Source organism: Variovorax sp. V93, assembly GCF_041154485.1.
Classification (GTDB): Bacteria; Pseudomonadota; Gammaproteobacteria; order Burkholderiales; family Burkholderiaceae_C; genus Variovorax; species Variovorax beijingensis_A.
Map to the genome: position 1 here is coordinate 2,324,569 of NZ_AP028669.1, position 25,068 is coordinate 2,349,636.

The 25,068-nt window shown below is 67.2% G+C and carries 20 protein-coding genes; 16 read left to right on the plus strand and 4 right to left on the minus strand.

Annotated elements, in window-relative coordinates:
- Positions 1 to 5: 5 nt before the first annotated feature.
- Genes aceF through lpdA (ACAM54_RS10985) form a run of 3 tightly spaced genes read left to right on the plus strand, consistent with a single transcriptional unit; the run spans position 6 to position 4,092 of the window.
- Positions 6 to 1,679: a dihydrolipoyllysine-residue acetyltransferase gene (aceF, locus tag ACAM54_RS10975; RefSeq protein ID WP_369650696.1), complete on the plus strand. Its 1,674-nt coding sequence runs from the start codon at positions 6 to 8 to the stop codon at positions 1,677 to 1,679.
- Positions 1,676 to 2,269, plus strand: coding sequence for an MFS transporter (locus ACAM54_RS10980; RefSeq protein ID WP_124957650.1), 594 nt, complete (start codon positions 1,676 to 1,678; stop codon positions 2,267 to 2,269). Before aceF ends, ACAM54_RS10980 begins: the two co-directional genes overlap by 4 nt.
- A complete protein-coding gene (lpdA, locus tag ACAM54_RS10985; protein ID WP_369650697.1) occupies positions 2,266 to 4,092 on the plus strand; it encodes a dihydrolipoyl dehydrogenase in 1,827 nt (608 codons plus the stop codon). Before ACAM54_RS10980 ends, lpdA (ACAM54_RS10985) begins: the two co-directional genes overlap by 4 nt.
- An 85-nt stretch (positions 4,093 to 4,177) precedes the next feature.
- On the opposite strand, the gene ACAM54_RS10990 is transcribed toward lpdA (ACAM54_RS10985), so the two are convergent.
- Positions 4,178 to 4,762 (minus strand): C40 family peptidase, encoded by a 585-nt coding sequence (locus tag ACAM54_RS10990; protein WP_012747285.1) that lies wholly within the window; start codon positions 4,760 to 4,762, stop codon positions 4,178 to 4,180.
- 241 nt (positions 4,763 to 5,003) lie between these two features.
- On the opposite strand from ACAM54_RS10990, the gene ACAM54_RS10995 reads away from it, so the two are divergent.
- Positions 5,004 to 6,137, plus strand: coding sequence for a PQQ-dependent sugar dehydrogenase (locus ACAM54_RS10995; protein ID WP_369650698.1), 1,134 nt, complete (start codon positions 5,004 to 5,006; stop codon positions 6,135 to 6,137).
- Between the two features lie 16 nt (positions 6,138 to 6,153).
- Here ACAM54_RS10995 and ACAM54_RS11000 read toward each other — a convergent pair whose 3' ends face one another.
- Positions 6,154 to 6,951 (minus strand): alpha/beta hydrolase, encoded by a 798-nt coding sequence (locus tag ACAM54_RS11000; RefSeq protein ID WP_369650699.1) that lies wholly within the window; start codon positions 6,949 to 6,951, stop codon positions 6,154 to 6,156.
- Between the two features lie 83 nt (positions 6,952 to 7,034).
- On the opposite strand from ACAM54_RS11000, the gene ACAM54_RS11005 reads away from it, so the two are divergent.
- The 7 genes from ACAM54_RS11005 to ACAM54_RS11035 all read left to right on the plus strand — a co-directional run bounded on the left by ACAM54_RS11005 (position 7,035) and on the right by ACAM54_RS11035 (position 17,282).
- Positions 7,035 to 7,637: an isochorismatase family protein gene (locus ACAM54_RS11005; RefSeq protein ID WP_369650700.1), complete on the plus strand. Its 603-nt coding sequence runs from the start codon at positions 7,035 to 7,037 to the stop codon at positions 7,635 to 7,637.
- A gap of 137 nt (positions 7,638 to 7,774) precedes the next feature.
- A complete protein-coding gene (locus tag ACAM54_RS11010) occupies positions 7,775 to 9,688 on the plus strand; it encodes a propionate--CoA ligase (RefSeq protein ID WP_369650701.1) in 1,914 nt (637 codons plus the stop codon).
- Between the two features lie 178 nt (positions 9,689 to 9,866).
- Positions 9,867 to 12,743: a 2-oxoglutarate dehydrogenase E1 component gene (locus ACAM54_RS11015; protein ID WP_369650702.1), complete on the plus strand. Its 2,877-nt coding sequence runs from the start codon at positions 9,867 to 9,869 to the stop codon at positions 12,741 to 12,743.
- Positions 12,744 to 12,798: 55 nt separating this feature from the next.
- Positions 12,799 to 14,061: a 2-oxoglutarate dehydrogenase complex dihydrolipoyllysine-residue succinyltransferase gene (odhB, locus tag ACAM54_RS11020; RefSeq protein WP_369650703.1), complete on the plus strand. Its 1,263-nt coding sequence runs from the start codon at positions 12,799 to 12,801 to the stop codon at positions 14,059 to 14,061.
- Positions 14,062 to 14,075: 14 nt separating this feature from the next.
- Entirely contained in the window at positions 14,076 to 15,506 is a 1,431-nt protein-coding gene (gene lpdA / locus ACAM54_RS11025; RefSeq protein ID WP_369650704.1) for a dihydrolipoyl dehydrogenase, read from the plus strand.
- Positions 15,507 to 15,510: 4 nt separating this feature from the next.
- Entirely contained in the window at positions 15,511 to 16,614 is a 1,104-nt protein-coding gene (zapE, locus tag ACAM54_RS11030; RefSeq protein WP_145743408.1) for a cell division protein ZapE, read from the plus strand.
- Positions 16,611 to 17,282: a hypothetical protein gene (locus ACAM54_RS11035; protein ID WP_369650705.1), complete on the plus strand. Its 672-nt coding sequence runs from the start codon at positions 16,611 to 16,613 to the stop codon at positions 17,280 to 17,282. The genes zapE and ACAM54_RS11035 overlap by 4 nt, the downstream gene beginning before the upstream one ends.
- A 41-nt stretch (positions 17,283 to 17,323) precedes the next feature.
- On the opposite strand, the gene ACAM54_RS11040 is transcribed toward ACAM54_RS11035, so the two are convergent.
- On the minus strand, positions 17,324 to 18,091 hold the full coding sequence (locus tag ACAM54_RS11040) for a PP2C family serine/threonine-protein phosphatase (RefSeq protein ID WP_209503416.1): 768 nt from the start codon (positions 18,089 to 18,091) through the stop codon (positions 17,324 to 17,326).
- A gap of 108 nt (positions 18,092 to 18,199) precedes the next feature.
- Between ACAM54_RS11040 and ACAM54_RS11045 the strand changes: the two genes are divergently transcribed.
- Together ACAM54_RS11045 and ACAM54_RS11050 are read left to right on the plus strand one after the other, a co-directional pair.
- Entirely contained in the window at positions 18,200 to 18,403 is a 204-nt protein-coding gene (locus tag ACAM54_RS11045; RefSeq protein WP_012747296.1) for a YdcH family protein, read from the plus strand.
- Positions 18,400 to 20,457: an ATP-dependent DNA helicase gene (locus ACAM54_RS11050; RefSeq protein ID WP_369650706.1), complete on the plus strand. Its 2,058-nt coding sequence runs from the start codon at positions 18,400 to 18,402 to the stop codon at positions 20,455 to 20,457. The genes ACAM54_RS11045 and ACAM54_RS11050 overlap by 4 nt, the downstream gene beginning before the upstream one ends.
- Before the next feature lie 51 nt (positions 20,458 to 20,508).
- Here the strand turns inward: ACAM54_RS11050 and ACAM54_RS11055 are convergent, their stop codons facing one another.
- Complete coding sequence (locus ACAM54_RS11055; protein ID WP_145743864.1) at positions 20,509 to 21,315, minus strand: outer membrane protein assembly factor BamD; 807 nt, start codon at positions 21,313 to 21,315, stop codon at positions 20,509 to 20,511.
- Positions 21,316 to 21,338: 23 nt separating this feature from the next.
- Between ACAM54_RS11055 and ACAM54_RS11060 the strand changes: the two genes are divergently transcribed.
- The 3 genes from ACAM54_RS11060 (at position 21,339) to ACAM54_RS11070 (ending at position 25,061) form a co-directional block, all read left to right on the plus strand.
- Positions 21,339 to 22,355, plus strand: coding sequence for an RluA family pseudouridine synthase (locus tag ACAM54_RS11060; RefSeq protein ID WP_369650967.1), 1,017 nt, complete (start codon positions 21,339 to 21,341; stop codon positions 22,353 to 22,355).
- A gap of 127 nt (positions 22,356 to 22,482) precedes the next feature.
- Positions 22,483 to 23,325 (plus strand): SMC-Scp complex subunit ScpB, encoded by an 843-nt coding sequence (gene scpB, locus ACAM54_RS11065; protein ID WP_369650707.1) that lies wholly within the window; start codon positions 22,483 to 22,485, stop codon positions 23,323 to 23,325.
- Positions 23,322 to 25,061, plus strand: a complete 1,740-nt coding sequence (locus ACAM54_RS11070) for a pseudouridine synthase (protein WP_369650708.1) — start codon at positions 23,322 to 23,324, stop codon at positions 25,059 to 25,061. Before scpB ends, ACAM54_RS11070 begins: the two co-directional genes overlap by 4 nt.
- The last annotated feature ends 7 nt before the right edge of the window (positions 25,062 to 25,068 follow it).

A 25,068-nucleotide genomic window follows, 5' to 3' on the forward strand; every position in this document is an offset into this window, starting at 1 on the left:
ACGATATGGCAGCAGTGGAAGTGAAGGTGCCGGACATCGGCGATTTCGATGAAGTCGCGGTGATCGAGGTGCTCGTGAAGGTGGGCGACACGGTCAAGGCCGAGCAGTCGCTCATCACCGTGGAATCGGACAAGGCGTCGATGGAGATTCCTTCGTCGACCGCCGGTGTGGTCAAGGAGCTGAAGGTCGAGGTCGGCAGCAAGGTGAAGGAGGGCTCGGTGGTGCTCGTGCTCGAGGCCGAGGGAGCGGGTGCTGCTGCAGCGCCGGCCCCGGCGCCTGCTGCGGCCCCCGCAGCTGCCGCGTCCGCGCCGGCCGCGGCGGCGCCTGCCCCGGCGGCTGCACCGGCCGCCTCGGGCCCGGTCGACGTCAAGGTACCGGACATCGGCGACTTCAAGGACGTCGCCGTCATCGAGCTGCTGGTGAAACCCGGCGACACGATCGCGGCCGACCAGTCGCTGATCACGGTGGAGTCGGACAAGGCCTCGATGGAAATCCCGTCGTCGGCGGCCGGCGTGCTCAAGGAACTCAAGGTCAAGGTCGGCGATACCGTCAACATCGGTGACCTGATCGCCGTGCTCGAAGGTGCTGCGGGTGCCGCGGCCCCTGCGCCCGCGCAAGCGGCCGCAGCCGCACCGGCCGCCGCGACCGCCAGCGCCCCCGCGCCGGCGCCTGCTTCGCCGGCACCCGCCGCAAGCCCGGCCGCGGCCGCGCCGCACGATCCCACCACGGCGCCCAGCGGCAACCTGCCGCATGCCTCCCCCTCGGTGCGCAAGTTCGCCCGCGAACTCGGCGTGCCGCTCGAGGAGGTCAACGGCTCCGGTCCCAAGGGCCGCATCACGCAGGAAGACGTCCAGAGCTTCACCAAGGCCGTGATGAGCGGCCAGGCCAGCACCAAGGCCTCGGCGGCCAAGGCGCCGGCCGGTGGCGGCGGCGCGGATGGCGCCGCGCTGGGCCTCATTCCCTGGCCCAAGGTCGACTTCACGAAGTTCGGCGCGGTCGAGCGCAAGGACCTCTCGCGCATCAAGAAGCTCAGCGGCGCCAACCTGCATCGCAACTGGGTGATGATCCCGCACGTCACCAACAACGACGAAGCCGACATCACGGAGCTCGAGGCCTTCCGCGTCTCCACCAACAAGGAGAACGAGAAGTCGGGCATCAAGGTCACGATGCTGGCCTTCGTGATCAAGGCCGTGGTGGCGGCGCTGAAGAAATTCCCCGACTTCAACGCCAGCCTCGACGGCGACCAGCTGGTCTACAAGCAGTACTTCCACATCGGCTTCGCGGCCGACACGCCCAACGGGCTGGTGGTGCCGGTGCTCAAGGATGCCGATAAGAAGGGCATCCTGCAGATCAGCCAGGAGATGGGCGAACTCGCCAAAAAGGCGCGCGACGGCAAGCTCGGCTCAGCCGACATGCAGGGCGGCTGCTTCTCGATCAGCTCGCTCGGCGGCATCGGCGGCACGCATTTCACGCCCATCATCAACGCCCCCGAAGTGGCCATCCTCGGCCTCTCCAAGGGCCAGATGAAGCCGGTGTGGGACGGCAAGCAGTTCGTGCCGCGCCTGACGCTGCCGCTGTCGCTGTCGTACGACCACCGCGTGATCGATGGTGCCCTGGCCGCGCGCTTCAACGCCTACCTGGGGCAAGTGCTCGCGGACTATCGCCGAATCCTGCTATGACCACCGTAGTGGCCGTCCGCAAGGGCGGCCAGGTCACGATGGCGGCGGATTCACTGGTGACCTTCGGCGACACGCGGCTTTCGCACCGCGCCGAGGCAAACCAGAAGATCTTCACCGTCGAGGACGCGGCGGGGCAGAGCCTGTTCGCCGTGGCCGGCGCCGCTGCGCACTTCCTGGTGCTGCAGCATGCGCTGGCCGCGCAGCCGCGCGAGGCGCTGCTGTTCGGCAGCAAGCACGAGATCTTCCGCACCTTCACGCTGCTGCATCCGGTGCTGAAGGACTCGTTCTTCATGCAGACCAAGGAAGACGAGCACGAGCCCTACGAGTCGAGCCAGTTCACGATGCTGATGGCCAACCAGAGCGGCATCTACGGCATCTACAGCTACCGCGAGGTGTTCGAGTTCAAGCAGTTCTGGAGCATCGGCTCGGGACGCAGCTTTGCGCTCGGCGCCATGCACGCGGCCTATGACATCAAGTCGCGCACATCGCGCGACGTGGCGGAGGCGGGCATCGCCGCCGCCTGCGAATTCGATCGCAATTCGGCCCCACCGGTCGACGTTCTCACACTCAAACTGAAAGTGTCCAAATGAGCGAACAACAAATCAAGGTGCCCGACATCGGCGACTTCGACGAAGTGGCAGTGATCGAGGTGCTGGTCAACGTCGGCGACACGGTCAAGGCCGAGCAGTCGCTGATCACGGTCGAATCGGACAAGGCCTCGATGGAAATTCCGTCGTCGGCGGCCGGCGTGGTGAAGGCGCTGGCCGTCAAGGTGGGCGACAAGGTCAGCGAAGGCTCGGTCGTGCTGACGCTGGAAGTCGACGGTGCTGCCGCGTCCGCGCCCGCAGCGGCCGCACCGGCGCCCGCAGCCGCGGCTCCCGCACCCAAGGCGGCACCCGCGCCGGCTCCCGCTTCGGCGGCCGTGGCGGTGTCGAGCTATGGCGGCAAGGTCGATGTCGAATGCGACGTGATCGTGCTCGGCGCCGGCCCCGGCGGTTACTCGGCCGCCTTCCGCGCGGCCGACCTGGGCCTCAAGGTGGTGCTGATCGAACGCTACGCCACGCTCGGCGGCGTGTGCCTGAACGTCGGCTGCATCCCGTCGAAGGCGCTGCTGCACGTGGCCTCGGTCATGGACGAAGTGAAGCACTTCGCCGACCTCGGCGTGAGCTTTGCCGCGCCCACGGTCGATCGCGCCAAGCTGCTCGGCCACAAGAACAAGGTGGTGGGCAAGCTCACCGGCGGCCTCACGGCCATGGCCAAGATGCGCAAGGTGACGGTGCTGCGCGGCGTCGGCAACTTCATCGACCCGTATCACCTCGAGGTGGAAGAAACCTCGGGCACCAGTTGGGACACCACCGGCAAGAAGCAGACCGTCAAGTTCCGCAACGCGATCATCGCGGCCGGCTCGCAGGCCGTGAGCCTGCCCTTCATGCCGAAGGACCCGCGCGTGGTCGATTCCACCGGCGCGCTCGAGATGGGCACCGACCCCAAGCGCATGCTGATCCTGGGCGGCGGCATCATCGGCCTCGAAATGGGCACGGTGTATTCCACGCTGGGCGCGCGGCTGGACGTGGTCGAGATGCTCGACGGCCTGATGCAGGGCGCAGATCGCGACCTCGTGAAGGTCTGGCAGAAGATGAATGCGCCGCGCTTCGACAACATCATGCTCAAGACCAAGACGGTGGGCGCCGAGGCCACGAAGGAGGGCATCAAGGTGAGCTTCGAGGGCGAGCAGGCACCCAAGGAGCCGCAGGTCTATGACCTGGTGCTGCAGGCGGTGGGCCGCAGCCCGAATGGCAAGAAGATCGGCGCGGAGAAGGCCGGCGTCGCGGTGAGCGACCGCGGCTTCATTCCGGTCGACATCCAGATGCGCACCAACGTGCCCCACATCTTCGCCATCGGCGACATCGTCGGCCAGCCCATGCTGGCGCACAAGGCGGTGCACGAGGCGCATGTGGCGGCCGAGGTGATTGCCGGCGAGCAGAAGGGCGACAAGGAGCTGTCGAGCGCCGCCTTCAATGCCCGCGTGATCCCGAGCGTGGCCTATACCGACCCCGAGGTGGCGTGGGTCGGGCTCACCGAGGACCAGGCCAAGGCCGAAGGCATCAAGATCAAGAAGGGCCATTTCCCGTGGACCGCTTCGGGCCGCGCCATCGCCAACGGCCGCGACGAGGGCTTCACCAAGCTGCTGTTCGACGCCCAGACGCATCGCATCCTGGGCGGCGGCATCGTCGGCACGCATGCCGGCGACATGATCGGGGAGATTGCGCTGGCCATCGAGATGGGCGCCGACGAGATCGACATCGGCAAGACCATCCATCCGCATCCGACGCTGGGCGAGAGCATCGGCATGGCGGCCGAGGTGGCGCACGGGACCTGTACCGACCTGCCGCCGGCCAAGAAGGCGGCCTGACCGGGGTTTCGGCCGGCCACAAAAAATCCCGCCGCGGCGGGATTTTTTTCGTCCTGATGGAGGACGCGAAGATCCGGGGAAAGGCTCAGTTGCCGGTGTGGGTTGCCGCAGTTGCCGCGGCCTTGATCTCGTCGTTCTGGGCGCCGCCGAGCACGCGCCGCGCGCCGTCGAAGCGGCGGCTCCAGTAGCTGCCGTTCATGTCTTCCACACGCACCTGGGCGCCCGTGCGCGGCGAGTGGATGAACTTGCCTTCGCCGACATAGATGCCGACATGGCTGAAGGCACGGCGCATGGTGTTGAAGAAGACCAAGTCGCCCGGCTTGAGCTGGCTGGGATCGATCTTCTCGGTGGCGGCTGCCTGCTCTTCGGCGCGGCGCGGCAGCACATGGCCGAGCGTCTGGTTGTACATCGCGCGAACGAAGCCGCTGCAATCAAAGCCGGATTCGGCCGAGTTGCCGCCGCGGCGATAGGGCACGCCGAGGAAGCCGATGGCGGTAACCACCAGGTCGGAGGTTCGTTCAGCGACGGTTTGGCGGACCTGCCTGAGTTGTCCGATGATGCCCTTGTCGGCCAGCAACCGGGCCAGTTCGTCGTCGGTTCGGTCCTGTTGGGGGGCGGCCTGGACGGCGACGGCAAACAGGAGAGACGCGGGTAGGACGAAAAAACGCATGGCGCGTAGGATATTGATGACGCGCAGTTATGTCAACCTCATCCGAATTGGTGAATGTATCTTCAAGTCTTTGATTTGTTTTATTTTTTTTGATTCGATCGAAGAAAAAATGTAACGGTCGATCTTTATGAACCATAAGCGATTGGCTGAAAGCGAACTTTCGTACTCGCATTGGAGGGGCGAACAGCCTGGATTCGCACTCCATTTCACGTCAAGATCGCACCAACTACCCGGAAAAGACATGAACCTGCGAATTCAGGAAGTTGGGCGCCTCCTGGGAAGGGCGGCCCTCGCGGCGGTTCTGGCCGTCGGGGGGGCCGCCACGGCGCAGATACGGCCGGAAACCATTTCAACCGGCCTCGAGAACCCGTGGGGCGTGGCCTTCTTGCCGGGCGGCCGTTTCGTGGTCACGGAGCGGGCCGGCCGGTTGCGGCTGATCGCTGCGGACGGCAAGATCGGCGCGCCCATTGCCGGCCTGCCGGCCATCGCGGCCGGAGGGCAGGGCGGCTTGCTCGACGTGCTGGCCGATTCGGGCTTCGACAAGAACCGCACGCTCTATTTCTGCTTCTCGGAACCTGCAGCCGGCGGCGGTGCGGGCAACGGCACGGCACTGGCCAGCACCCAGCTTTCGGCCGACGGCACGCGGCTCGAGAACCTGAAAATCATCTTCAGCCAGCAGCCCAAGGTGGCCAGCCGCCACCATTTCGGCTGCCGCATCGTCGAGGCGCGCGACGGCACGCTGTTTCTCACGCTGGGCGAGCGGTTCAGCCGCAAGGAAGATGCGCAGAAGCTCGACAACCACCTTGGCAAGGTGGTGCGCATCGCCAAGGACGGATCGGCGCCCGGGGACAACCCCTTCGTCGGCCGGGCGGGCGCGCTGCCCGAGATCTGGAGCTATGGCCACCGCAACGGACAGGGCGCAGCGCTCGCGCCCGATGGCCGCTTCTGGATGACCGAGCACGGTCCGCAGGGCGGCGACGAGATCAACATCCCGCAGGCCGGCCGCAACTACGGCTGGCCGGTGATCACCTACGGCGAGAACTATGGCGGCGGAAAGATCGGCGAGGGCATCACGGCGAGGGATGGCATGGAACAGCCGTTGCACTACTGGGTGCCGTCGATCGCGCCCTCGGGCATGGCTTTTCTTGCCAGCGACCGCTACGGTGCGGCATGGAAGGGCAACCTGTTCGTGGGTTCGCTCAAGTTCGGCTATCTCGACCGCATCGAGCTGAAGGACGGCAAGGTGGTGGCCGAGCACAAACTGCTGGCCGACGACCGGGCCCGCATTCGCGATGTGAAGCAGGGGCCGGACGGCCTGCTCTACGTGCTGACTGACGAATCCGACGGCAAGCTGCTGCGCCTGCGGCCGAACTGAGGCCCGCCTCCAGCCCTCAGCCGGGGCAGCCCGGCAGCGGCAAAGTCGGCAGCATGCGGCGCCAGAGCCGCGTCCACTCGGGCCAGTCGTGGCCGCCTTCGGTCGTGAAGACGCGGCCCGCGGGCAGCGCGGCCGCCAGCAGCCGATGGCTGAAGGCAAAGCGGTCGTCGGTGCCATAGCCCAGGTAGAGCGGCGGCCGCGGCCCGAAGGTGGTGGTGGCGCCGACGTAGCCGCGCAGCCACTGCCACAGCTGGGTTTCGTTCGGCGTTCGCGGGTCGCTGCCCGGCGGATCGCCCAGCGGCCCGGTCCAGCGGGCAAGGCCGCCGGCATTGGCAATGTCGGTGCCCAGCGTGCGTTCTCCGAGATAGGGCGCAATGGCGACGATGCCCGCGAGTTCGCCGGGATGGGTCTGCGCGTAGAGCAGCCCGCCGAAGCCGCCGACCGAAATGCCGACGATCCAGATGGCCTTGTAGCCCTGGCTGCGCGCCGGCGCGATCACGTCCCGCTGCAGGCGGTCGAGGATGGTCTTGCCGTTGTAGTAGCCAAGATGCGCGTCGACCCGCACCACGTCCACCGCGAGCCTGTTGTCGTTCAGGGCCTCGATGAAGCCTTCGCGCTCGAATTCGTCCGGGTGCGAGTACGCGCCGGGCAGCATCACGATCAGCGTGTCGGCGTTCGGCGTGCAGCTGCTCTTTTCGAGCGTGCGCTCCAGCGGCGCCTTGGCGGTGCGCAGGCCGCCGCATCCGGTCGCCACGAGCGCCGCGCCAAGGGCCAGAATCGGCAAATGGCGCCGGGCCGAAAAGAAGATCCGCATCCGACCGGAGTCTAGAGAGATACGTGCCCTTTCGGTGGTACGGTCTGGCCCCATCAATTCCATCTGAATGAAAGAACCGGTTCATGCTGCTCGACGCCTCGCTTTCCCAACTCGTCCTGGTCGACTTCCAGGCGCGGCTGATGCCGTCGATCTTCGAGGGCGAAGCGGTCGCGCAGAACGCGGTGCGGCTCGGCAGGATGGCCCAGCTGTTCCAGGTGCCGGTGTGGGGCACCGAGCACAACCCCTCCAAGCTCGGTGAAAACGTGCCCGACATCCGCGTGCTGTGCCAGCGCACCCTGTCGAAGATGCATTTCAGCGGCGTGGAGGAAGGCCTCGGCGAATGGCTGCGCGTGCCGGCGAAGGCGCCGCAGGGCAATGCCCGCAGCCTGCCCAAGCACCTGCAGAAGCCTGCGGCGGCCGCCGAAGAGCGCAATTCCATCGTGATTGCCGGCTGCGAAGCCCATGTCTGCCTGCTGCAGACCGCGCTCGACCTGCTGGAGGATGAATTCGAAGTCTGGGTCGTCACCGACGCCTGCAGCTCGCGCACCGAGCGCAACCGCGACGCCGCCTTCGACCGGCTGGCCGGTGCGGGGGCTGAACTCGTGACGACCGAGATGGTCGGCTTCGAATGGCTGCGCACGGCGGAGCACCCCGCGTTTTCCGAACTGCTCGCGCTGATCCGATAGCCGCGGCCGGCGGCGCACCACAAGGGCTCGGCCGGATTGTTCAGGCCGTCAGCTTGCTGCAAGATCGGTCTCCATAATTATGAATTCAGTTTTGGCGATGCCGCCAGGGCCGGATGAATAACAGGAGACATATCCAGATGAGCCGCTACGAAGAGTTCTATCGCCAGTCCGTCGATGCGCCCGAGGCCTTCTGGGCCGAGCAGGCGAAGCTGATCGACTGGCAGACCCCCGCAGAGCAGATCCTCGACGCGAGCCAGCCGCCCTTTGCGCGCTGGTTCGTGGGCGGCACCACCAATCTGTGCCACAACGCGGTCGACCGGCACCTGGCCACGCGCGGCGACCAGCCTGCGCTGATCTTCGTTTCCACCGAAACCGGGGTGGAGAAGAGCTACAGCTTCAAGGAACTGCACGCCGAAGTGCAGCGCACCGCCGCCAGCCTGATCGAACTGGGCGTGGGGAAGGGCGACCGCGTGCTCATCTACATGCCGATGATTCCCGAGGCCGCCTTCGCGATGCTGGCCTGCGCGCGCATCGGCGCCATCCACTGCGTGGTGTTCGGCGGATTCGCGAGCGGCTCGCTGGCCACGCGCATCGAGGACGCCGAGCCCAAGGTGGTGGTGAGCGCCGACGCCGGCTCGCGCGGCGGCAAGGTCATTGCGTACAAGCCGCTGCTCGACGAGGCGATCCGGCTGTCGAAGTACAAGCCGGCCGCGCTGCTGCTCACCGACCGCGGCCTGGCCCCCATGGACCTGACGGCCGGCCGCGACCACCTGGCCGGCGAACTCCGGCAAAAGCATCTCGACGCCGAGGTGCCATGCACCTGGCTGGCCGCCACCGACATCAGCTACACCATCTACACCAGCGGCACCACCGGCAAGCCCAAGGGTGTGCAGCGCGACGTCGGCGGCTATGCCGTGGCGCTGGCCGCGAGCATGAAGCACATCTTCGACGGCCGGCCTGGCGAAACCTACTTCTCGACCAGCGATATCGGCTGGGTGGTGGGCCACAGCTACATCGTCTACGGCCCCCTGATCGCCGGCATGGCCACCCTCATGTACGAGGGCCTGCCCACGCAAGGCATCGACCGGCAGCCCGACGGCGGCATCTGGTGGCGCCTGGTCGAGAAATACAAGGTGACGGTGATGTTCAGCGCACCCACCGCGGTGCGCGTGCTCAAGAAGCAGGATCCGGCGCTGCTGAAGAAATACGACCTGTCGAGCCTGCGCGCGCTGTTCCTTGCCGGCGAGCCGCTCGACGAGCCCACCGCGCGCTGGATCAGCGAAGGTCTGGGCGTGCCGATCATCGACAACTACTGGCAGACCGAGTCGGGCTGGCCGATGATCACCATTGCCAACGGGGTCGAGGCCAAGCCCAGCAAGTTCGGCAGCCCCGGTGTTCCGATGTACGGCTACCGCATCAAGATCCTGCACGAATCGACCGGCGAGGAATTGACCGCCCCCAACGAAAAGGGCGTGGTCGTGGTCGAAGGCCCGACCCCGCCCGGCTTCATGCAGACGGTGTGGAAGGACGATGCGCGCTTCGTCGACACCTACTGGAAGAGCGTGCCGGGCAGGATGGTCTATTCGACCTTCGACTGGGGCATTCGCGACGAAGACGGCTACTTCTACATCCTCGGGCGCACCGACGACGTGATCAACGTGGCCGGCCACCGCCTGGGTACCCGCGAGATCGAGGAGAGCATCTCGGGCCACGCCAACGTGGCCGAAGTGGCGGTGGTGGGTGTGGCCGATGCGCTCAAGGGCCAGGTGGCAATGGCTTTCGTGGTGCCGAAGGACGGCATCGCCGTGACCGACGCCGACGCGGCGCTGAAGCTCGAAGGCGAGCTCATGAAGGTGGTGGCCGACCAGCTCGGTGCGCTGGCGCGGCCCGCGCGGGTGCGCTTCGTCTCGGGCCTGCCCAAGACCCGCAGCGGCAAGCTGCTGCGGCGTGCCATCCAGGCCGTGTGCGAACAGCGCGATCCGGGCGACCTGACCACCATCGACGACCCTGCCACCCTGCAGCAGATCAGGCAGCTGGTTTCTTCCGCCTGAGTGAGCAAAGCGGGCCTTGCGAAGCCGCGTCGAGCCGTCATATGTTTGACGTGGCACAATGCGAAGGTACTCAGGCCCTTCCCCAGCCACAGTCGCATCCGCCAACCGGTTCAGCCGTGTCGCGGAAGGTTTCTTAACCAGCTAGTGCTTCCTTCAGGGAAGCGAAGGTCAGCGGATCATGAGCGATTCCTCAAAGCCCACGGCGTATGCCGCGTATCAGGGCAACACGTACCTCTTCGGCGGCAATGCGCCCTATGTCGAGGAGATGTACGAAAACTACCTTTCCAATCCCGGCAGCGTGCCTGACAACTGGCGTTCGTATTTCGACGCCCTGCAGAACGTGCCCGCGGTCGATGGCTCCAACACCAGGGACGTTCCGCACCAGCCGGTGATCAACGCTTTCGCCGAACGCGCGAAGCAGGGCACCACCAAGGTCGTGCAGGCCAGCGGCGCGGATTCCGAGCTCGGCCGCAAGCGCACCGCCGTCCAGCAGCTGATCGCCGCCTACCGCAACGTCGGCGCCCGCTGGGCCGACCTGGATCCCCTCAAGCGCGCCGAGCGCCCGGCCATCCCGGAACTCGAGCCCTCGTTCTACGGCTTCACCGATGCCGACCTCGAGACGGTGTTCAACACCAGCAACACCTTCTTCGGCAAGGAGACCATGTCGCTGCGCGACCTGCTCAATGCCTTGCGCGAAACGTACTGCGGCACCATCGGCGCCGAGTACATGTACACCACCGACCAGAATCACAAGCGCTGGTGGCAGCAGAAGCTCGAAAGCGCCCGCACCAATCCGCAGCTGACCGCCGAGCAGAAGAAGCACGTGCTCAACCGGCTGACCGCGGCCGAAGGCCTCGAGCGCTTCCTGCACACCAAGTACGTGGGCCAGAAGCGCTTCTCCCTCGAAGGCGGCGAGAGCTTCATCGTCTCGATGGACGAGCTGATCAACCAGGCCGGCATCAAGGGCGTGCAGGAAATCGTGATCGGCATGGCCCACCGCGGCCGCCTCAACGTGCTGGTCAACTCGCTCGGCAAGATGCCGGCCGACCTGTTCGCCGAGTTCGACCACACCGCTCCTGAAGACCTGCCCAGCGGCGACGTCAAGTACCACCAGGGCTTCAGCTCGGACGTGACCACGCCCGGCGGACCGGTGCACCTGAGCCTGGCCTTCAACCCCTCGCACCTCGAGATCGTGAACCCCGTGGTCGAAGGCTCGGTGCGCGCCCGCATGGACCGCCGCGCCGACCCGCAGGGCAAGCAGGTGCTGCCCGTGCTCGTGCACGGCGACGCCGCCTTCGCGGGCCAGGGCGTCGTGATGGAAACGCTGGCGCTGGCCGAGACCCGTGGCTACTTCACGGGCGGCACGGTGCACATCGTGATCAACAACCAGATCGGCTTCACCACCAGCGACCCGCGCGACAGCCGCTCGACGCTGTATTGCTCGGACATCGTCAAGATGATCGAGGCGCCGGTGCTGCACGTGAACGGCGACGATCCCGAGGCCGTGGTGCTCGCCACCCAGCTCGCCCTCGAATTCCGCATGGAGTTCCAGAAGGACGTGGTGGTCGACATCATCTGCTTCCGCAAGCTCGGCCACAACGAGCAGGACACGCCTTCGCTCACCCAGCCGCTGATGTACAAGAAGATCGCCCAGCACCCCGGCACGCGCAAGCTGTACGCTGACAAGCTGGCGACGCAGGGCCTGGGCGAAACGCTCGGCGACGACATGGTCAAGGCCCAGCGCGCCGCCTTCGACGAAGGCCGCAACACGGTCGACCCGGTGCTCACGAACTTCAAGAGCAAGTACGCCGTCGACTGGAATCCGTACCTCAACAAGAAGTGGACCGACGCCGGCGACACCGCCATTCCGTCCAGCGAGTGGAAGCGCCTGGCCGAGAAGATCACCACGGTGCCGGCCGGCTTCACGGTGCACCCGCTCGTGAAGAAGGTGCTGGACGACCGCGCCGCCATGGGCCGCGGCGACGTGAACGTCGACTGGGGCATGGGCGAGCACATGGCCTTTGCCTCGCTGGTGGCCAGCGGCTACCCGGTGCGCCTGTCGGGCGAGGACAGCGGCCGCGGCACGTTCACGCACCGCCACGCCGTGCTGCACGACCAGAACCGCGAGAAGTTCGACGAAGGCACCTACACGCCGCTGCAGAACGTGGCCGAGAACCAGGCACCGTTCGTCGTGATCGACTCGATCCTGTCGGAAGAAGCCGTGCTCGCGTTCGAATACGGCTACGCCTCGAACGACCCGAACACGCTCGTGATCTGGGAAGCCCAGTTCGGCGACTTCGTGAACGGCGCGCAAGTGGTGATCGACCAGTTCATCGCCTCGGGCGAAGTGAAGTGGGGCCGCGTCAACGGCCTGACCATGATGCTGCCGCACGGCTACGAAGGCCAGGGCCCCGAGCACAGCTCGGCACGCCTCGAACGCTTCATGCAACTGAGCGCCGACACCAACATGCAGGTGGTGCAGCCGACCACGGCCAGCCAGATCTTCCACGTGCTGCGCCGCCAGATGGTGCGCAACCTGCGCAAGCCGCTGATCATCATGACGCCGAAGTCGCTGCTGCGTAACAAGGACGCGACCTCGCCGCTGTCCGAGTTCACCAAGGGCGGCTTCCAGACGGTCATTCCGGACAGCAAGGGCCTGAAGGCCGAGAAGGTCAAGCGCCTGATCGCCTGCTCGGGCAAGGTCTACTACGACCTGGCCAAGAAGCGCGAAGAAAAGGGCGACGACGACGTGGCGATCATCCGCGTCGAGCAGCTCTATCCGTTCCCGCACAAGGCCTTTGCGGCCGAGATCAAGAAGTACCCGAATCTCGTCGACGTGGTCTGGTGCCAGGACGAGCCGCAGAACCAGGGCGCCTGGTTCTTCGTGCAGCACTACATCCACGAGAACATGCAGGAAGGCCAGAAGCTCGGCTACTCCGGCCGCGCCGCTTCGGCATCGCCTGCAGTCGGCTATTCGCACCTGCACCAGGAACAGCAGAAGGCGCTGGTCGATGGCGCATTTGGCAAGCTCAAGGGCTTCGTGCTGACCAAGTAATTCCAAGCCTCTTTTTCACACGAACACCTGAAGAACAAAACGGAGCTCACTCCAAATGTCTATCGTAGAAGTCAAAGTCCCCCAGCTTTCCGAATCCGTGGCCGAAGCCACCATGCTCACCTGGAAGAAGAAGGCCGGCGAAGCCGTCGCCGTCGATGAAATCCTGATCGAGATCGAGACCGACAAGGTCGTGCTCGAAGTGCCCGCGCCCTCGGCAGGCGTGCTGGCGGAAATCGTGCAGCCCGATGGCGCCACCGTGGTGGCCGACCAGCTGATCGCGAAGATCGACACCGAAGGCAAGGCCGGTGCCGCAGCGCCTGCAGCGGCACCTGCTGCAGCCCCGGCAGCTGCTGCGCCTGCTCCGGCGGCTGCCGCCGCCGCCGCCGTCGGTGGTTCGAAGTCCGACGTCGCGATGCCCGCCGCTGCCAAGCTGCTGGCCGACAACAACCTGAAGACCGGCGACGTGGCCGGCACCGGCAAGGACGGCCGCGTCACCAAGGGCGACGTGCTCGGCGCGGTCGCTTCGGGCGCCAAGCCCGCAGCCACCGTGGCCGCACCGGCCGCCAAGCCGGCGCTGCCGCAAGTCGCCGCGCCCACCAGCGCGCCCGACCTGGGCGAGCGCCCCGAGCAGCGCGTGCCGATGAGCCGCCTGCGCGCCCGCATCGCCGAGCGCCTGATCCAGTCGCAGTCGACCAACGCCATCCTCACGACCTTCAACGAGGTCAACATGGCGCCCGTCATGGAACTGCGCAAGCGCTTCCAGGACAGCTTCACCAAGGAGCACGGCGTGAAGCTCGGCTTCATGAGCTTCTTCGTGAAGGCCGCGGTGCATGCGCTCAAGAAGTACCCGGTGATCAACGCCTCGGTCGATGGCAACGACATCCTGTACCACGGCTACTTCGACATCGGCATCGCCGTTGGTTCGCCGCGCGGCCTCGTGGTGCCCATCCTGCGCAACGCCGACCAGATGAGCTTTGCCGACATCGAGAAGAAGATCGCCGAATACGGCAAGAAGGCGCAGGACGGCAAGCTCGGCATCGAAGAGATGACCGGCGGCACCTTCTCCATCTCGAACGGCGGCACCTTCGGTTCGATGCTCTCGACGCCGATCATCAACCCGCCCCAGTCGGCCATCCTCGGCGTGCATGCCACCAAAGACCGCGCCGTGGTCGAGAACGGTCAGATCGTGGTTCGCCCGATGAACTACCTCGCCATGAGCTACGACCACCGCATCATCGACGGCCGCGAAGCCGTGCTGGGCCTGGTGGCCATGAAGGAAGCGCTCGAAGATCCGTCGCGCCTGCTGTTCGACATCTGAGGGGAAAGAATCAGATGGCCAACAAACAATTCGACGTCATCGTCATCGGCGGCGGCCCCGGCGGCTACATCGCCGCGATCCGCGCGGCGCAACTGGGCTTCAACGTGGCCTGCATCGACGAGTGGAAGAACGGCAAGGGCGGCCCGGCACCGGGCGGCACCTGCACCAACGTCGGCTGCATTCCGTCCAAGGCGCTGCTGCAATCGTCGGAGCACTTCGAGCAGGCCGGCCACCACTTCGCCGACCATGGCATCAAGGTCGAAGGCCTGGGGCTGGACCTCGACAAGATGCTGGCCCGCAAGGACCAGGTCGTGAAGCAGAACAACGACGGCATCCTGTACCTGTTCAAGAAGAACAAGATCAGCTTCTTCCATGGCCGCGGCTCGTTCGTGAAGGCGGGCGAAGCCGGCTACGAGATCAAGGTCGCGGGCGCCGCCGAAGAGTCGATCGACGGCAAGCACGTCATCGTGGCCACGGGCTCCAACGCCCGTGCGCTGCCGGGTGCGCCGTTCGACGAGGAGAACATCCTCTCGAACGACGGCGCGCTGCGCATCGGCGCGGTGCCGAAGAAGCTGGGCCTGATCGGCTCGGGCGTCATCGGCCTTGAAATGGGCTCGGTGTGGCGCCGCCTCGGCGCCGAAGTCACGGTGCTCGAAGCGCTGCCGACCTTCCTCGGCGCGGTCGACGAGCAGATCGCCAAGGAGGCCAAGAAGGCCTTCGACAAGCAGAAGCTCAAGATCGAACTCGGCGTGAAGGTCGGCGAGATCAAGTCGTCCAAGAAGGGCGTGAGCGTGGCCTGGACCAACGCCAAGGGCGAGGCCCAGGTGCTGGAAGTCGACAAGCTGATCGTCTCGATCGGCCGCGTGCCCAACACCATCGGCCTGAATGCCGAAGCCGTGGGCCTGAAGCTCGACGAGCGCGGCGCCATTGCCGTGGACGACGACTGCAAGACCAGCCTGCCCAACGTCTGGGCCATCGGCGACGTGGTGCGCGGCCCGATGCTCGCGCACAAGGCCGAGGAAGAGGGCGTTGCCGTGGCGGAGCGCATTGCGGGCCAGCACGGCCACGTCAACTTCAACACCGTGCCGTGGGTGATCTACACCAGCCCCGAGATCGCGTGGGTCGGCCAGACCGAGCAGCAGCTCAAGGCCGCGGGCCGCGCCTACAAGGCCGGCACCTTCCCGTTCCTCGCGAACGGCCGCGCGCGCGCACTGGGCGACACGACCGGCATGGTCAAGTTCCTGGCCGACGCGGCCACGGACGAGATCCTGGGCGTGCACATCGTGGGCCCGCAGGCCAGCGAGCTGATCTCCGAGGCCGTGGTGGCGATGGAATTCAAGGCGAGCGCCGAAGACATCGCGCGCATCTGCCATGCGCACCCGTCGCTGTCGGAAGCCACGAAGGAAGCGGCACTGGCCGTGGACAAGCGCACGCTGAACTTCTGATCCATTGACCACCAGCGTCAAACAGGCCTATGAGGCGGAACTCGCCGTGCGCGGGTTCCAGAGCGATCCCGCGCAACTGCGCGCCGTGGAAGCGCTGGATCGCTGCGCCCGGGAGTGGGCCGAGTACAAGGCCCAGCGCTCCAACGCGCTGAAGAAGTTCATCAACCGGCCTGAGCTGCCGCGCGGCGTCTACATGTACGGTGGCGTCGGGCGGGGCAAGAGCTTCCTGATGGACCTGTTCTTCAACGCGGTGCCGCTCAGGCGCAAGACCCGGCTGCACTTCCACGAGTTCATGCGCGAGGTGCACCGCGAACTGCGCGAGCTGCAGGGCACGGTCAACCCGCTCGACGAGCTGGGGCTGCGCATCTCCAAGCGCTACAAGCTGATCTGCTTCGACGAATTCCACGTGGCGGACATCACCGACGCGATGATTCTTCATCGCCTGCTGGTGGCGCTGTTCGAGAACGGCGTGGGCTTTGTCACCACCTCCAACTTCAAGCCCGACGATCTTTACCCCGGCGGGCTGCACCGCGACCGCATCCTGCCCGCGATTGCGCTGCTCAACCAGAAGCTCGAGGTGCTGAGCGTGGACAACGGCACCGACTACCGGCGCCGCACGCTCGAGCAGCTGCGCATGTACCTGACGCCGAACGATGCCTCGGCCGAAAAGGAGATGCGCAAGGCCTTCGACCGGTTGGCCGAAACGGCCGATGAAAACCCGGTCCTGCACATCGAGCAGCGCGAGATCCGCGCCAGGCGCAAGGCCGGCGGCGTGGTCTGGTTCGACTTCAAGACGCTGTGCGGCGGACCGCGTTCGCAGAACGACTATCTGGAGATCGCCAGCCAGTTCCACACGGTGCTGCTGTCCGACGTGCCGCACATGCCGGTGCGCATGGCCTCCGAAGCACGCCGTTTCACCTGGCTGGTCGACGTCTTGTACGACCGGCGCGTCAAGCTCATCATGTCGGCCGAGGTACCGCCGGAGGCGTTGTACACCGAAGGGCCGCTTGCGCATGAATTCCCGCGAACGGTTTCCAGGCTCACCGAAATGCAATCGAGCGAGTTCCTCTCGCTGGAACGCCGTATCGTCGACACTCGACTGACATGAAAAAAATTGTTCTTGCCATGCTGATGGCCTTGGGCAGCCTGCCGCTCTGGGCACAGTCCAACGCGGCCGCGGGCAATGCGAACTTCGAAGCGGAGCGCAGCCGGCTGGCCGCCGAGCGCGCGGCCATCGACGCGCGCTTCGAAAAGGAGCGGGCCGCCTGCTACCAGAAGTTCGCGGTCGAGGACTGCCTGCGCGACAGCCGCAAGCGCCGCCGCGTCGAGACCGACCACATCAAGCGCCAGGAAACGGCCATCAACGACATCGAGCGCCAGCGCCGTGGCGCGGCCGAGCTCGAGAAGCTCGACCAGAAGGCCGCCACGCGGCGCCCGCAGGACACGCCCGAGAAGCAGGAAGAGGCTAAAAAAGCCCAGCAGGACCGCGAGCAGCGCGCGACCGACCATGCGGCGAGCCGCGCCACGACGGCGGCCGAGGCCGACGAGCGCCGGCGCCAGTTCGAGGCCAAGCAGAAGGCCCACGCCGACGAGCAGGCCAAGGCCGCCCAGCGGCGCGCCGAGGCACCGGCGGCGGTCGAGCGCTTCGAAAGCAAGCAGCAAAAGGCGGCCGAGCACCGGGCCAGCCGCGAGCGGCAGAACGCCGAACGCACCAAGCCGCGCGGTGCACCCTTGCCCCCGCCGCCGGCATCGCCTGCTTCGGCGCCCAGCCGCTGAGCCGCCCACCTCGCCGGGCGAGCGTCCTGCGGCGGCGGTGCTCAGTCTTGCGGAAGCGCTTCGAGCTTCAGCACCACGATCGAGATGTTGTCGCCCGTGCCGCGCGCCCGGCGGCGCGCTTCTCCCACCAGGATTTCCACCGCTTCGCGCGGCGGTTCCGCATACAGGACGCTGGCCAGCTCTTCGGGGCTGAAGTAGTGCCAGAGCCCGTCGCTGCAGGCCATCAGCAGGTCGCCCGGCTGCATTGCGGGAATGTAGTGCGGCTCGACGGGCGGGGGCGTCGTGGTCATGCCCAGGCATCCGAGGAGGATGTTGCCCTTGGGATGGACATTGGCCTCGGCCTCGGTGATTTCGCCGCGGTCGATGAGCACCTGGACATAGGAATGGTCGCGCGTGCGCCTGACGAGCTCGCCGTTCTGGAAGTGATAGATGCGCGAGTCGCCGGCATGGATCCAGGCGCAGTCGCCCCTGGGGTTCATCAGAAAGGCGGCGAGCGTGCTGTGGGGTTCCTGCTCGCTCGACAGGGCCGTGAGCTTGATGACGGTGTGCGCATCCTCCAGCAGCTGCCGCAGCACGGCCGCGGAGCTGTCGCGGTCGGGGTGGTAGCGCGTGAACAGCTGGCGCGCCGTCATCAGCACCTGGTCGGAGGCCTTGCGCCCGCCGCTGCGCCCGCCCATGCCGTCGGCAATGATGCCCAGCATGCAGCCGGGCACGCGCGGATGGCTCATCATCAGGACCTGGTCCTGCTGATAGGGGCGATCTCCCTTGTGGAGACCGGTGGCGGCGGCAAGCCGAAAGCCTTGTGTCATGAGCGCAAATGCGCCAATGGCGCGCCTTCTGTCTTCTCGTGGATTCGTAGCAGGACGTATTATCGAGTGAACACGAGCTGTGGGCGGAATACGTTCGCAGCGCCAACGTTGGACTCCAATCTTCACTCCCTTTCCCGCCAATTGATCGAGCTGCGCATCGAACACGCCGATCTCGACGCCACCATCGACCGCCTGGCCGAAGCTTCGCCGCAGGACGAGCTGCTGCTGCGGCGCCTGAAGAAGCGCCGGCTTGCGCTGCGCGACCAGATCACGCGGCTCGAGAACGTGCTCGATCCGAAAGAACCCGCGTGAGTGAAACACTCGAGGACAAGGTGCGCGACGCCTTCGCGCAGGGCGGCGTCCTGTCGCGTGCCGCCGAGCAGTTCCGCGAGCGCTCGGGGCAGACCGAAATGGCGCTGGCCGTTGCCCGCACCATCGAGGACGGCGGCGTGCTGGTGGTCGAGGCCGGCACCGGCGTGGGCAAGACCTTTTCCTACCTCGTTCCGGCATTGCTGAGCGGCGAGCGCGTGCTGCTGTCGACCGCCACCAAGACCCTGCAGGACCAACTGTTCGGCCGCGACCTTCCGCGTCTGGTCGAGGCGCTCGAACTGCCGGTGCGAACGGCGCTGCTCAAAGGGCGCGCGAGCTACCTGTGCCTGCACCGGCTCGACCTGGCGCGCCACGATGCGTCGCTGCCGGAGCGCGGCAGCCTGCGAACGCTTGCCAAGATCGAGCAGTGGTCCAAGGCCACGCGAACCGGCGACCTGGCCGAGCTGCCCGGGCTGGACGAGCGCTCGCCGCTCATCCCCCTGATCACCTCCACGCGCGAGAACTGCCTGGGCGCCCAGTGCCCGCAGTTCAAGCCCTGCCACGTCAACCTGGCGCGGCGCGAGGCGCTGGCGGCCGACGTGGTGGTCATCAACCATCACCTGTTCTTCGCCGATCTTGCGGTGCGCGAGACCGGCATGGCGGAATTGCTGCCGACCGTGAGCGTGGTCGTGTTCGACGAGGCGCACCAGCTCAATGAAACCGGCGTGCAGTTCCTGGGCGCGCAGCTCGGCAGCGGGCAGGCCCTGGACTTCGCGCGCGACCTGCTTGGTGCGGGCTTGCAGCATGCGCGCGGACTGGTCGACTGGCAGCAGTTGGTGGCGGCCGTCGAACGCGCCGCGCGCGAGCTGCGGCTTGCGGTCGGCAAGCAGTGGCCCGGCACCAAGCTGCGCTGGGTCGGGCCGTCGCCGGAAGGCATCGATGCGCAGGCCTGGCAGGACGCACTCGAAGCCCTGCAGCATGCCTTTGAAATGGCCGCCGAAGGGCTCGACACCGTCAGCGAGATATCGCCCGATTTCGTGCGCCTGTACGAACGGGCGCAGCAGCTCGCCAAGCGCGCGGCACGCTTCGCGCTGCCCTGCGAAACCGATTCGGTGCGCTGGGTCGATGTGGGCACGCAACTGCGCCTGGTCGAATCGCCGCTCGACATAGCCGAGGCCATGCGCACGCGCGTGCTCAAGATCGGCAGCGGAGCTGCCCATGAAGACGGCGACGAGCAAGAAGGCCGCGCCGCGCCGGAAGACAACGGACGCGCCTGGGTCTTCACCTCCGCCACGCTGGGCGACGAACCCACGCTGCGCTGGTTCACCGAGCCGTGCGGCCTGGGCGATGCGCAGGTGCTGCGGGTGCAGAGCCCCTTCGACTATGCCGCGCAGGCCGGGCTCTATGTGCCGCGTGCCTTTCCCAAGCCCAACGATGCCGCCCACAGCACGCGGGTTGCGCAGCTGGCCGCGCGCGGCGCCGCCGAGCTCGGCGGCCGGACCCTGGTGCTGACGACCACGCTGCGCGCGCTGCGCGCGATCGGCGACGAAATGAAGCAGCAGTTCGAGCGGCTCGAGGCGGACGTGCGGCCCGAGGTGCTGGTACAGGGCGAGCTGCCCAAGCGCGTGCTCATGGACCGCTTCCGCGAAGGCGCGGAGGGTGGGCGCGCCGGCTGCGTGCTGGTGGCATCCGCATCGTTCTGGGAGGGCTTCGATGCGCCCGGGGACGCATTGCAGCTGGTGGTGATCGACAAGCTGCCGTTCCCTCCGCCCAACGACCCGCTGGTCGAGGCGCGCTCGCAGCGTCTCGAAGCCCAGGGACGCAGTTCATTCAGCGACTACTCGCTGCCCGAGGCGGCCGTGGCGCTGAAGCAGGGGGCAGGGCGGTTGATCCGCCGCGAAACGGACTGCGGCGTGCTTGCCATTTGCGACACCCGCCTGGTTGCCATGGGCTATGGCCGGCGGCTGCTGGCCGCGCTGCCGCCGATGCGCAGGCTGGAAAGCGAAGCCGACTTCGAGGCGGCGATCGGCGAACTCAGGAATTCGCTCTCGGCCTGAAGGGCGCAGACGAAAAAAAAGCCCCGAAGGGCTTTTTTTCGTTCCAGCGGATTACCAGACCTTCCACCAGGGATCGTCCTTGCCCTTGAAGCCGCGCGCGAGGTATTCGCTGTTCGGGTAGTTGGTGGTCAGCACGCGCTGGGCGTCGTCGCGCAGGTCCTTCATGCCGAGCGCATCGTAGGAGCGCACGATGATGTACAGCGCTTCTTCGAGCGCGGGCACCTCGCGGTAGTCGGACAGCGCAAGCTGCGCCCGGTTGATCGCTGCGAGGTAGGCGCCGCGCGAGTAGTAGTAGCGCGCCACGTGCACTTCGTACTGCGCGAGCGAGTTCACGATGTAGTTCATGCGCTGGCGCGCGTCGGGCGCGTAGCGCGACTCGGGGAAGCGCGTCACCAGTTCCTTGAACGACTCGAACGATTCCTTGGCGGCCTTCTGGTCGCGCTCGGACAGGTCCTGGCGCGTGAGGAACGCGAACATGCCGAGGTCGTCGTTGAAGTTGATCACGCCCTTGAGGTAGAGCGCGTAGTCGATGGCCGGGCTGGCCGGATGCAGCTTCAGGAAGCGGTCGATCGTGGCGATGGCATTGGCCTTTTCGCCGGACTTGTACTGGGCGTAGGCCTTCTCGAGCTGGGCCTGCTGCGCGAGCGGCGTACCGGCTGCGCGGCCTTCGAGCTTTTCGTAAAGCGGCACGGCCTTGTCGTAGGCGCCGGAACCTGCTTCGTCCTTGGCTTCGGCGTAGATGCGGTTGGGGCTCCAGTTGGCGGTCTTGTCGACGGAGGTGGAGGAGCAGCCGGCTGCAAGCAGCGCTGCCGCGCTGAGCGCGATCCAGGAGGGGACCGATAATTTGGCGCGAAACATCACATACGGCTTTCGTGAAACAGTTGCCCTCAATTATATCGACCGCCCCCCTGGACACGGTCCCCGACCCAGCCGAGGCCGACGAGGGCGCCGACCCGGTCGAATCCAGCGAACTGCGGCCCTTCACGGTGGGCCAGGCCGAGCATGGCCAGCGGCTGGACCGCGCGCTGGCCGCCCTGGTGCCGGAATTTTCTCGCAACTATCTGCAACAGCTGATCGAAGCCGGCGCCGTGGAACTGCAGGGACGCACCCTGCTGAAGGCCTCCGCGACGGTGCGCGTCGGGCAGACCGGGCGCATCGAGCTGCGCCCGACGCCCCAGAGCCAGGCCTTCCGGCCCGAGGCGATGGACATCGTCACGGTGCACGAGGACGAGCATCTGCGCATCATCGACAAGCCGGCCGGCCTGGTGGTGCATCCGGCGCCGGGCCATTGGAGCGGCACGCTGCTGAACGGTTTGCTCGCGCTCGACCCCAAGGCCGCGTTGCTGCCGCGCGCGGGCATCGTGCACCGGCTCGACCGCGACACCAGCGGGCTCATGGTCGTGGCGCGCACCCGGGCCGCGATGGATGCCATGGTGGCGCTGATCGCGGCGCGCGAAGTCAAGCGGCAGTACCTCGCGCTCGGCCACAAGCCCTGGGCCGGTGCGGCAGCCCGGCAGGTCGACGCGCCGATCGGCCGCGATCCGCGCAACCGTTTGCGCATGGCCGTGGTCGACCTCGAACGCCATGCCGGCAAGACGGCGCGAACGCTCATCGAGCGCCTGGACAGCAACGCCGAGGCTTGCGCCGTGCGGTGCACGCTCGAAACGGGCCGCACGCACCAGATCCGTGTGCACATGGCGTCCATCGGGCATCCGCTGATCGGCGATGCGCTCTATGGCGGGGCTCCGGCCGCGGGGCTGGGGCGGCAGGCGCTGCACGCCTTCAGGCTCGCGTTCGTGCATCCCGTCACGCAAGCGGCGCTGGAACTGCGCTCCCTTCCGCCGGCCGATCTGGTTCAGGCGTTCCAGGCCCTGGGGCTGGATTACAATCGCGCCTGACGGCCCGAGGGCCGCGCCGGCCACCCCGATGCCGGCCTTGCGTTGCACTCGCCGCGTGCCGGCAGCGCCTCCTTTCATCCTTCTGAACAAGCGTCCCCGAGACGCCTTTTCCCGGATAACGCAAACCATGAATACGGCGGATGCCAAGCGCATTCTCGAAACCGCCTTGATCTGTTCGAGCCAGCCGCTGCCAGTGCGCGACATGCGCGTGCTGTTCGACGACGAGCTGGGCGTGGACACCATCAAGGTGCTGTTGCTCGAACTGCAGGAAGACTGGGCGCAGCGCGGCCTGGAACTGGTGAACGTTGCCAGCGGCTGGCGCTTCCAGAGCCGGCCCGAGATGCGCGACCACCTCGACCGCCTGCATCCCGAGAAGCCGCCGCGCTACACCCGCGCCGCCCTCGAGACGCTGGCCATCATTGCCTACCGCCAGCCGGTCACGCGCGGCGACATGGAAGACATCCGCGGCGTCACCATCAACTCCCTCATCCTCAAGCAGCTCGAGGACCGCGGCTGGGTCGAGGTCATCGGCCACCGCGAAACCGTCGGCCGGCCGGCGCTGTACGCCACCACGCGGCAGTTTCTCGACGACCTCGGCCTTGCGTCGCTCGACCAGCTGCCGCTGATCGAAACGCCGGCCCAGCAGGCGGCGCTGGTCGACGCGCTCGACCAGGCATCGGGCAACCAGCCCGGGCTGCCGATGGACGTGCCGAACGAATCCGACGCCGATGCCTCGGCCATGCCGGAGGCCGACTCGGAAACGGGTGCGCCAGCCGGCCTGGCCGCCGCCGAGGCTCCTGAAGCCGTCGAAGCCGCCGCTGCGCAGTTCGCCGAGGACGCGGCCGCTCCCGAAGAGCCCGCCGACATCCCGGCTCCCCCGGAAGTCGAGCCATCCGTCGAGCTCGAAACCGAAGCCCCGTCGCCCGACGAGACCGATCCCTACGCTGTTCCCCCCGGAAAAACCTCATGAGCCCCTCCGACATCGACGACGCGGCCATCGTGCCGGCCCAGCCCGAATCCAAGAAAAAGAAGGCGAAGGCGGCTGTCTCCGGCCCGTCTGCGGACGCCGAAGCGGGCGTGCCCGCGGCCGAGGCTCCAAAGAAGCCGCGCGCCCCGCGCCGCAAGAAGGTCGTGGAACCGGCGGCCGGCGAGAGCGAGCCTGCGGCAACCGAAACTTCCGAATCCGCGGTCCAGGTGGCCGATGCGGCGCCTGCCGCCGCGCCGGCCGTGCCCGTCGAGCCCCTGGTGCATCGCGCGCAAGACCGCGCCGAAGAAGATGCTCGCGCGCCTTCCTACGACGACGAAGATGAGGAAGAAGAACCCGACGAGGAAGAGGACGACCTCGACCGCGCACGCCGCGCCGCCGAGCGCGAGCAGCGCAACGCGCCGCCGCCCGAGCCGATCCGCTTCGCAGACGTCATCTCGGGCCAGTTCGACGCCGACGAAGAGAGTCCCGAAGTCCCGCCGCTCAAGCGCGTGCTGCTGCCGGAGGCCGATTCGCCCAAGCTGCACAAGGTGCTTGCGCAGGCGGGCCTGGGCTCGCGGCTCGAGATGGAAGCGCTCATTCTCCAGGGCCGCATCTCGGTGAACAACGAGCCGGCCCACATCGGCCAGCGCATCCAGTACGGCGACCAGGTCAAGATCAACGGCAAGCCGATCCGCTACCGCATCGCGCCGCCGCCGCCGCGCGTGATCGCCTACCACAAGCCGGTGGGCGAAGTCGTGACGCACGACGATCCGCAGAACCGCCCGACGGTGTTCCGCAAGCTGCCGCGCCTGCAGCAGGGCAAGTGGCAATCGGTCGGCCGGCTCGACCTGAACACAGAAGGCCTGCTGCTGTTCAGCAGCTCCGGCGACCTCGCCAACCAGCTGATGCACCCGCGCTTCGGCCTGGAGCGCGAATACGCCGTGCGCGTGCTGGGTGCGCTCAATGCCGAGGAAAAGAAGAAGCTGCTCGAAGGCGTTCGCCTGGACGATGGCATGGCCCAGTTCGGCACCATCGAGGAGGGCGGCGGCGAGGGCTCCAACCACTGGTACCGCGTCACCATCTCCGAGGGCCGCAACCGCGAAGTGCGGCGCCTGTTCGAATCGGTGGGCCATGCGGTCAGCCGGCTGATCCGCATCCGCTACGGCGCCATGGTGCTGCCGCGTGGCCTGAAGCGCGGCGCCTGGATGGAGCTCGACGAGCGCGACATCAACGCGCTGTTCCAGGCCTCGGGCGGCGGCGCGCCGCGTCCGCCGCAGCAGCAGCGCGGCCCGGGCCAGGACGGTGCCGGCGGCGGGCGCAACGGACGCAACAAGAAGCGGCGCGGCAACCGCAATGCCGGCGGCGGACAGCAGCAGCCGCGCGACATGCGCGATGACGGCCGCGAGGCGCCCATTCCGAGTCCGCTGGGCGACGGCCGCCCGCCGCGCGGCGGGCGTGGCAACCGCGGCGGTGGCGGCGGCAACGCCGGCATGCCGCCGCAGGGGCGCCGTGGCAACAGCAACAACCGCGGCAACCGCCAGGGCGAGGAGCGTCCGCCGAGCGGCGCGAACCAGCCCGATCCGATGAAGACCTCGCTCGGCTACATCGGCGCCGACAGCTTCTCGCGCCAGCGCAAGGAGCAGCGGCAGGGTCCGGGACGCCGCGGCGGCGGCCCGGGCGGCGGCGGCGGCTTCGGCGGCCAGGGCGGCCCCGGCGGAAACCGGCGCCGCGGGCGCTGAAAGCCAG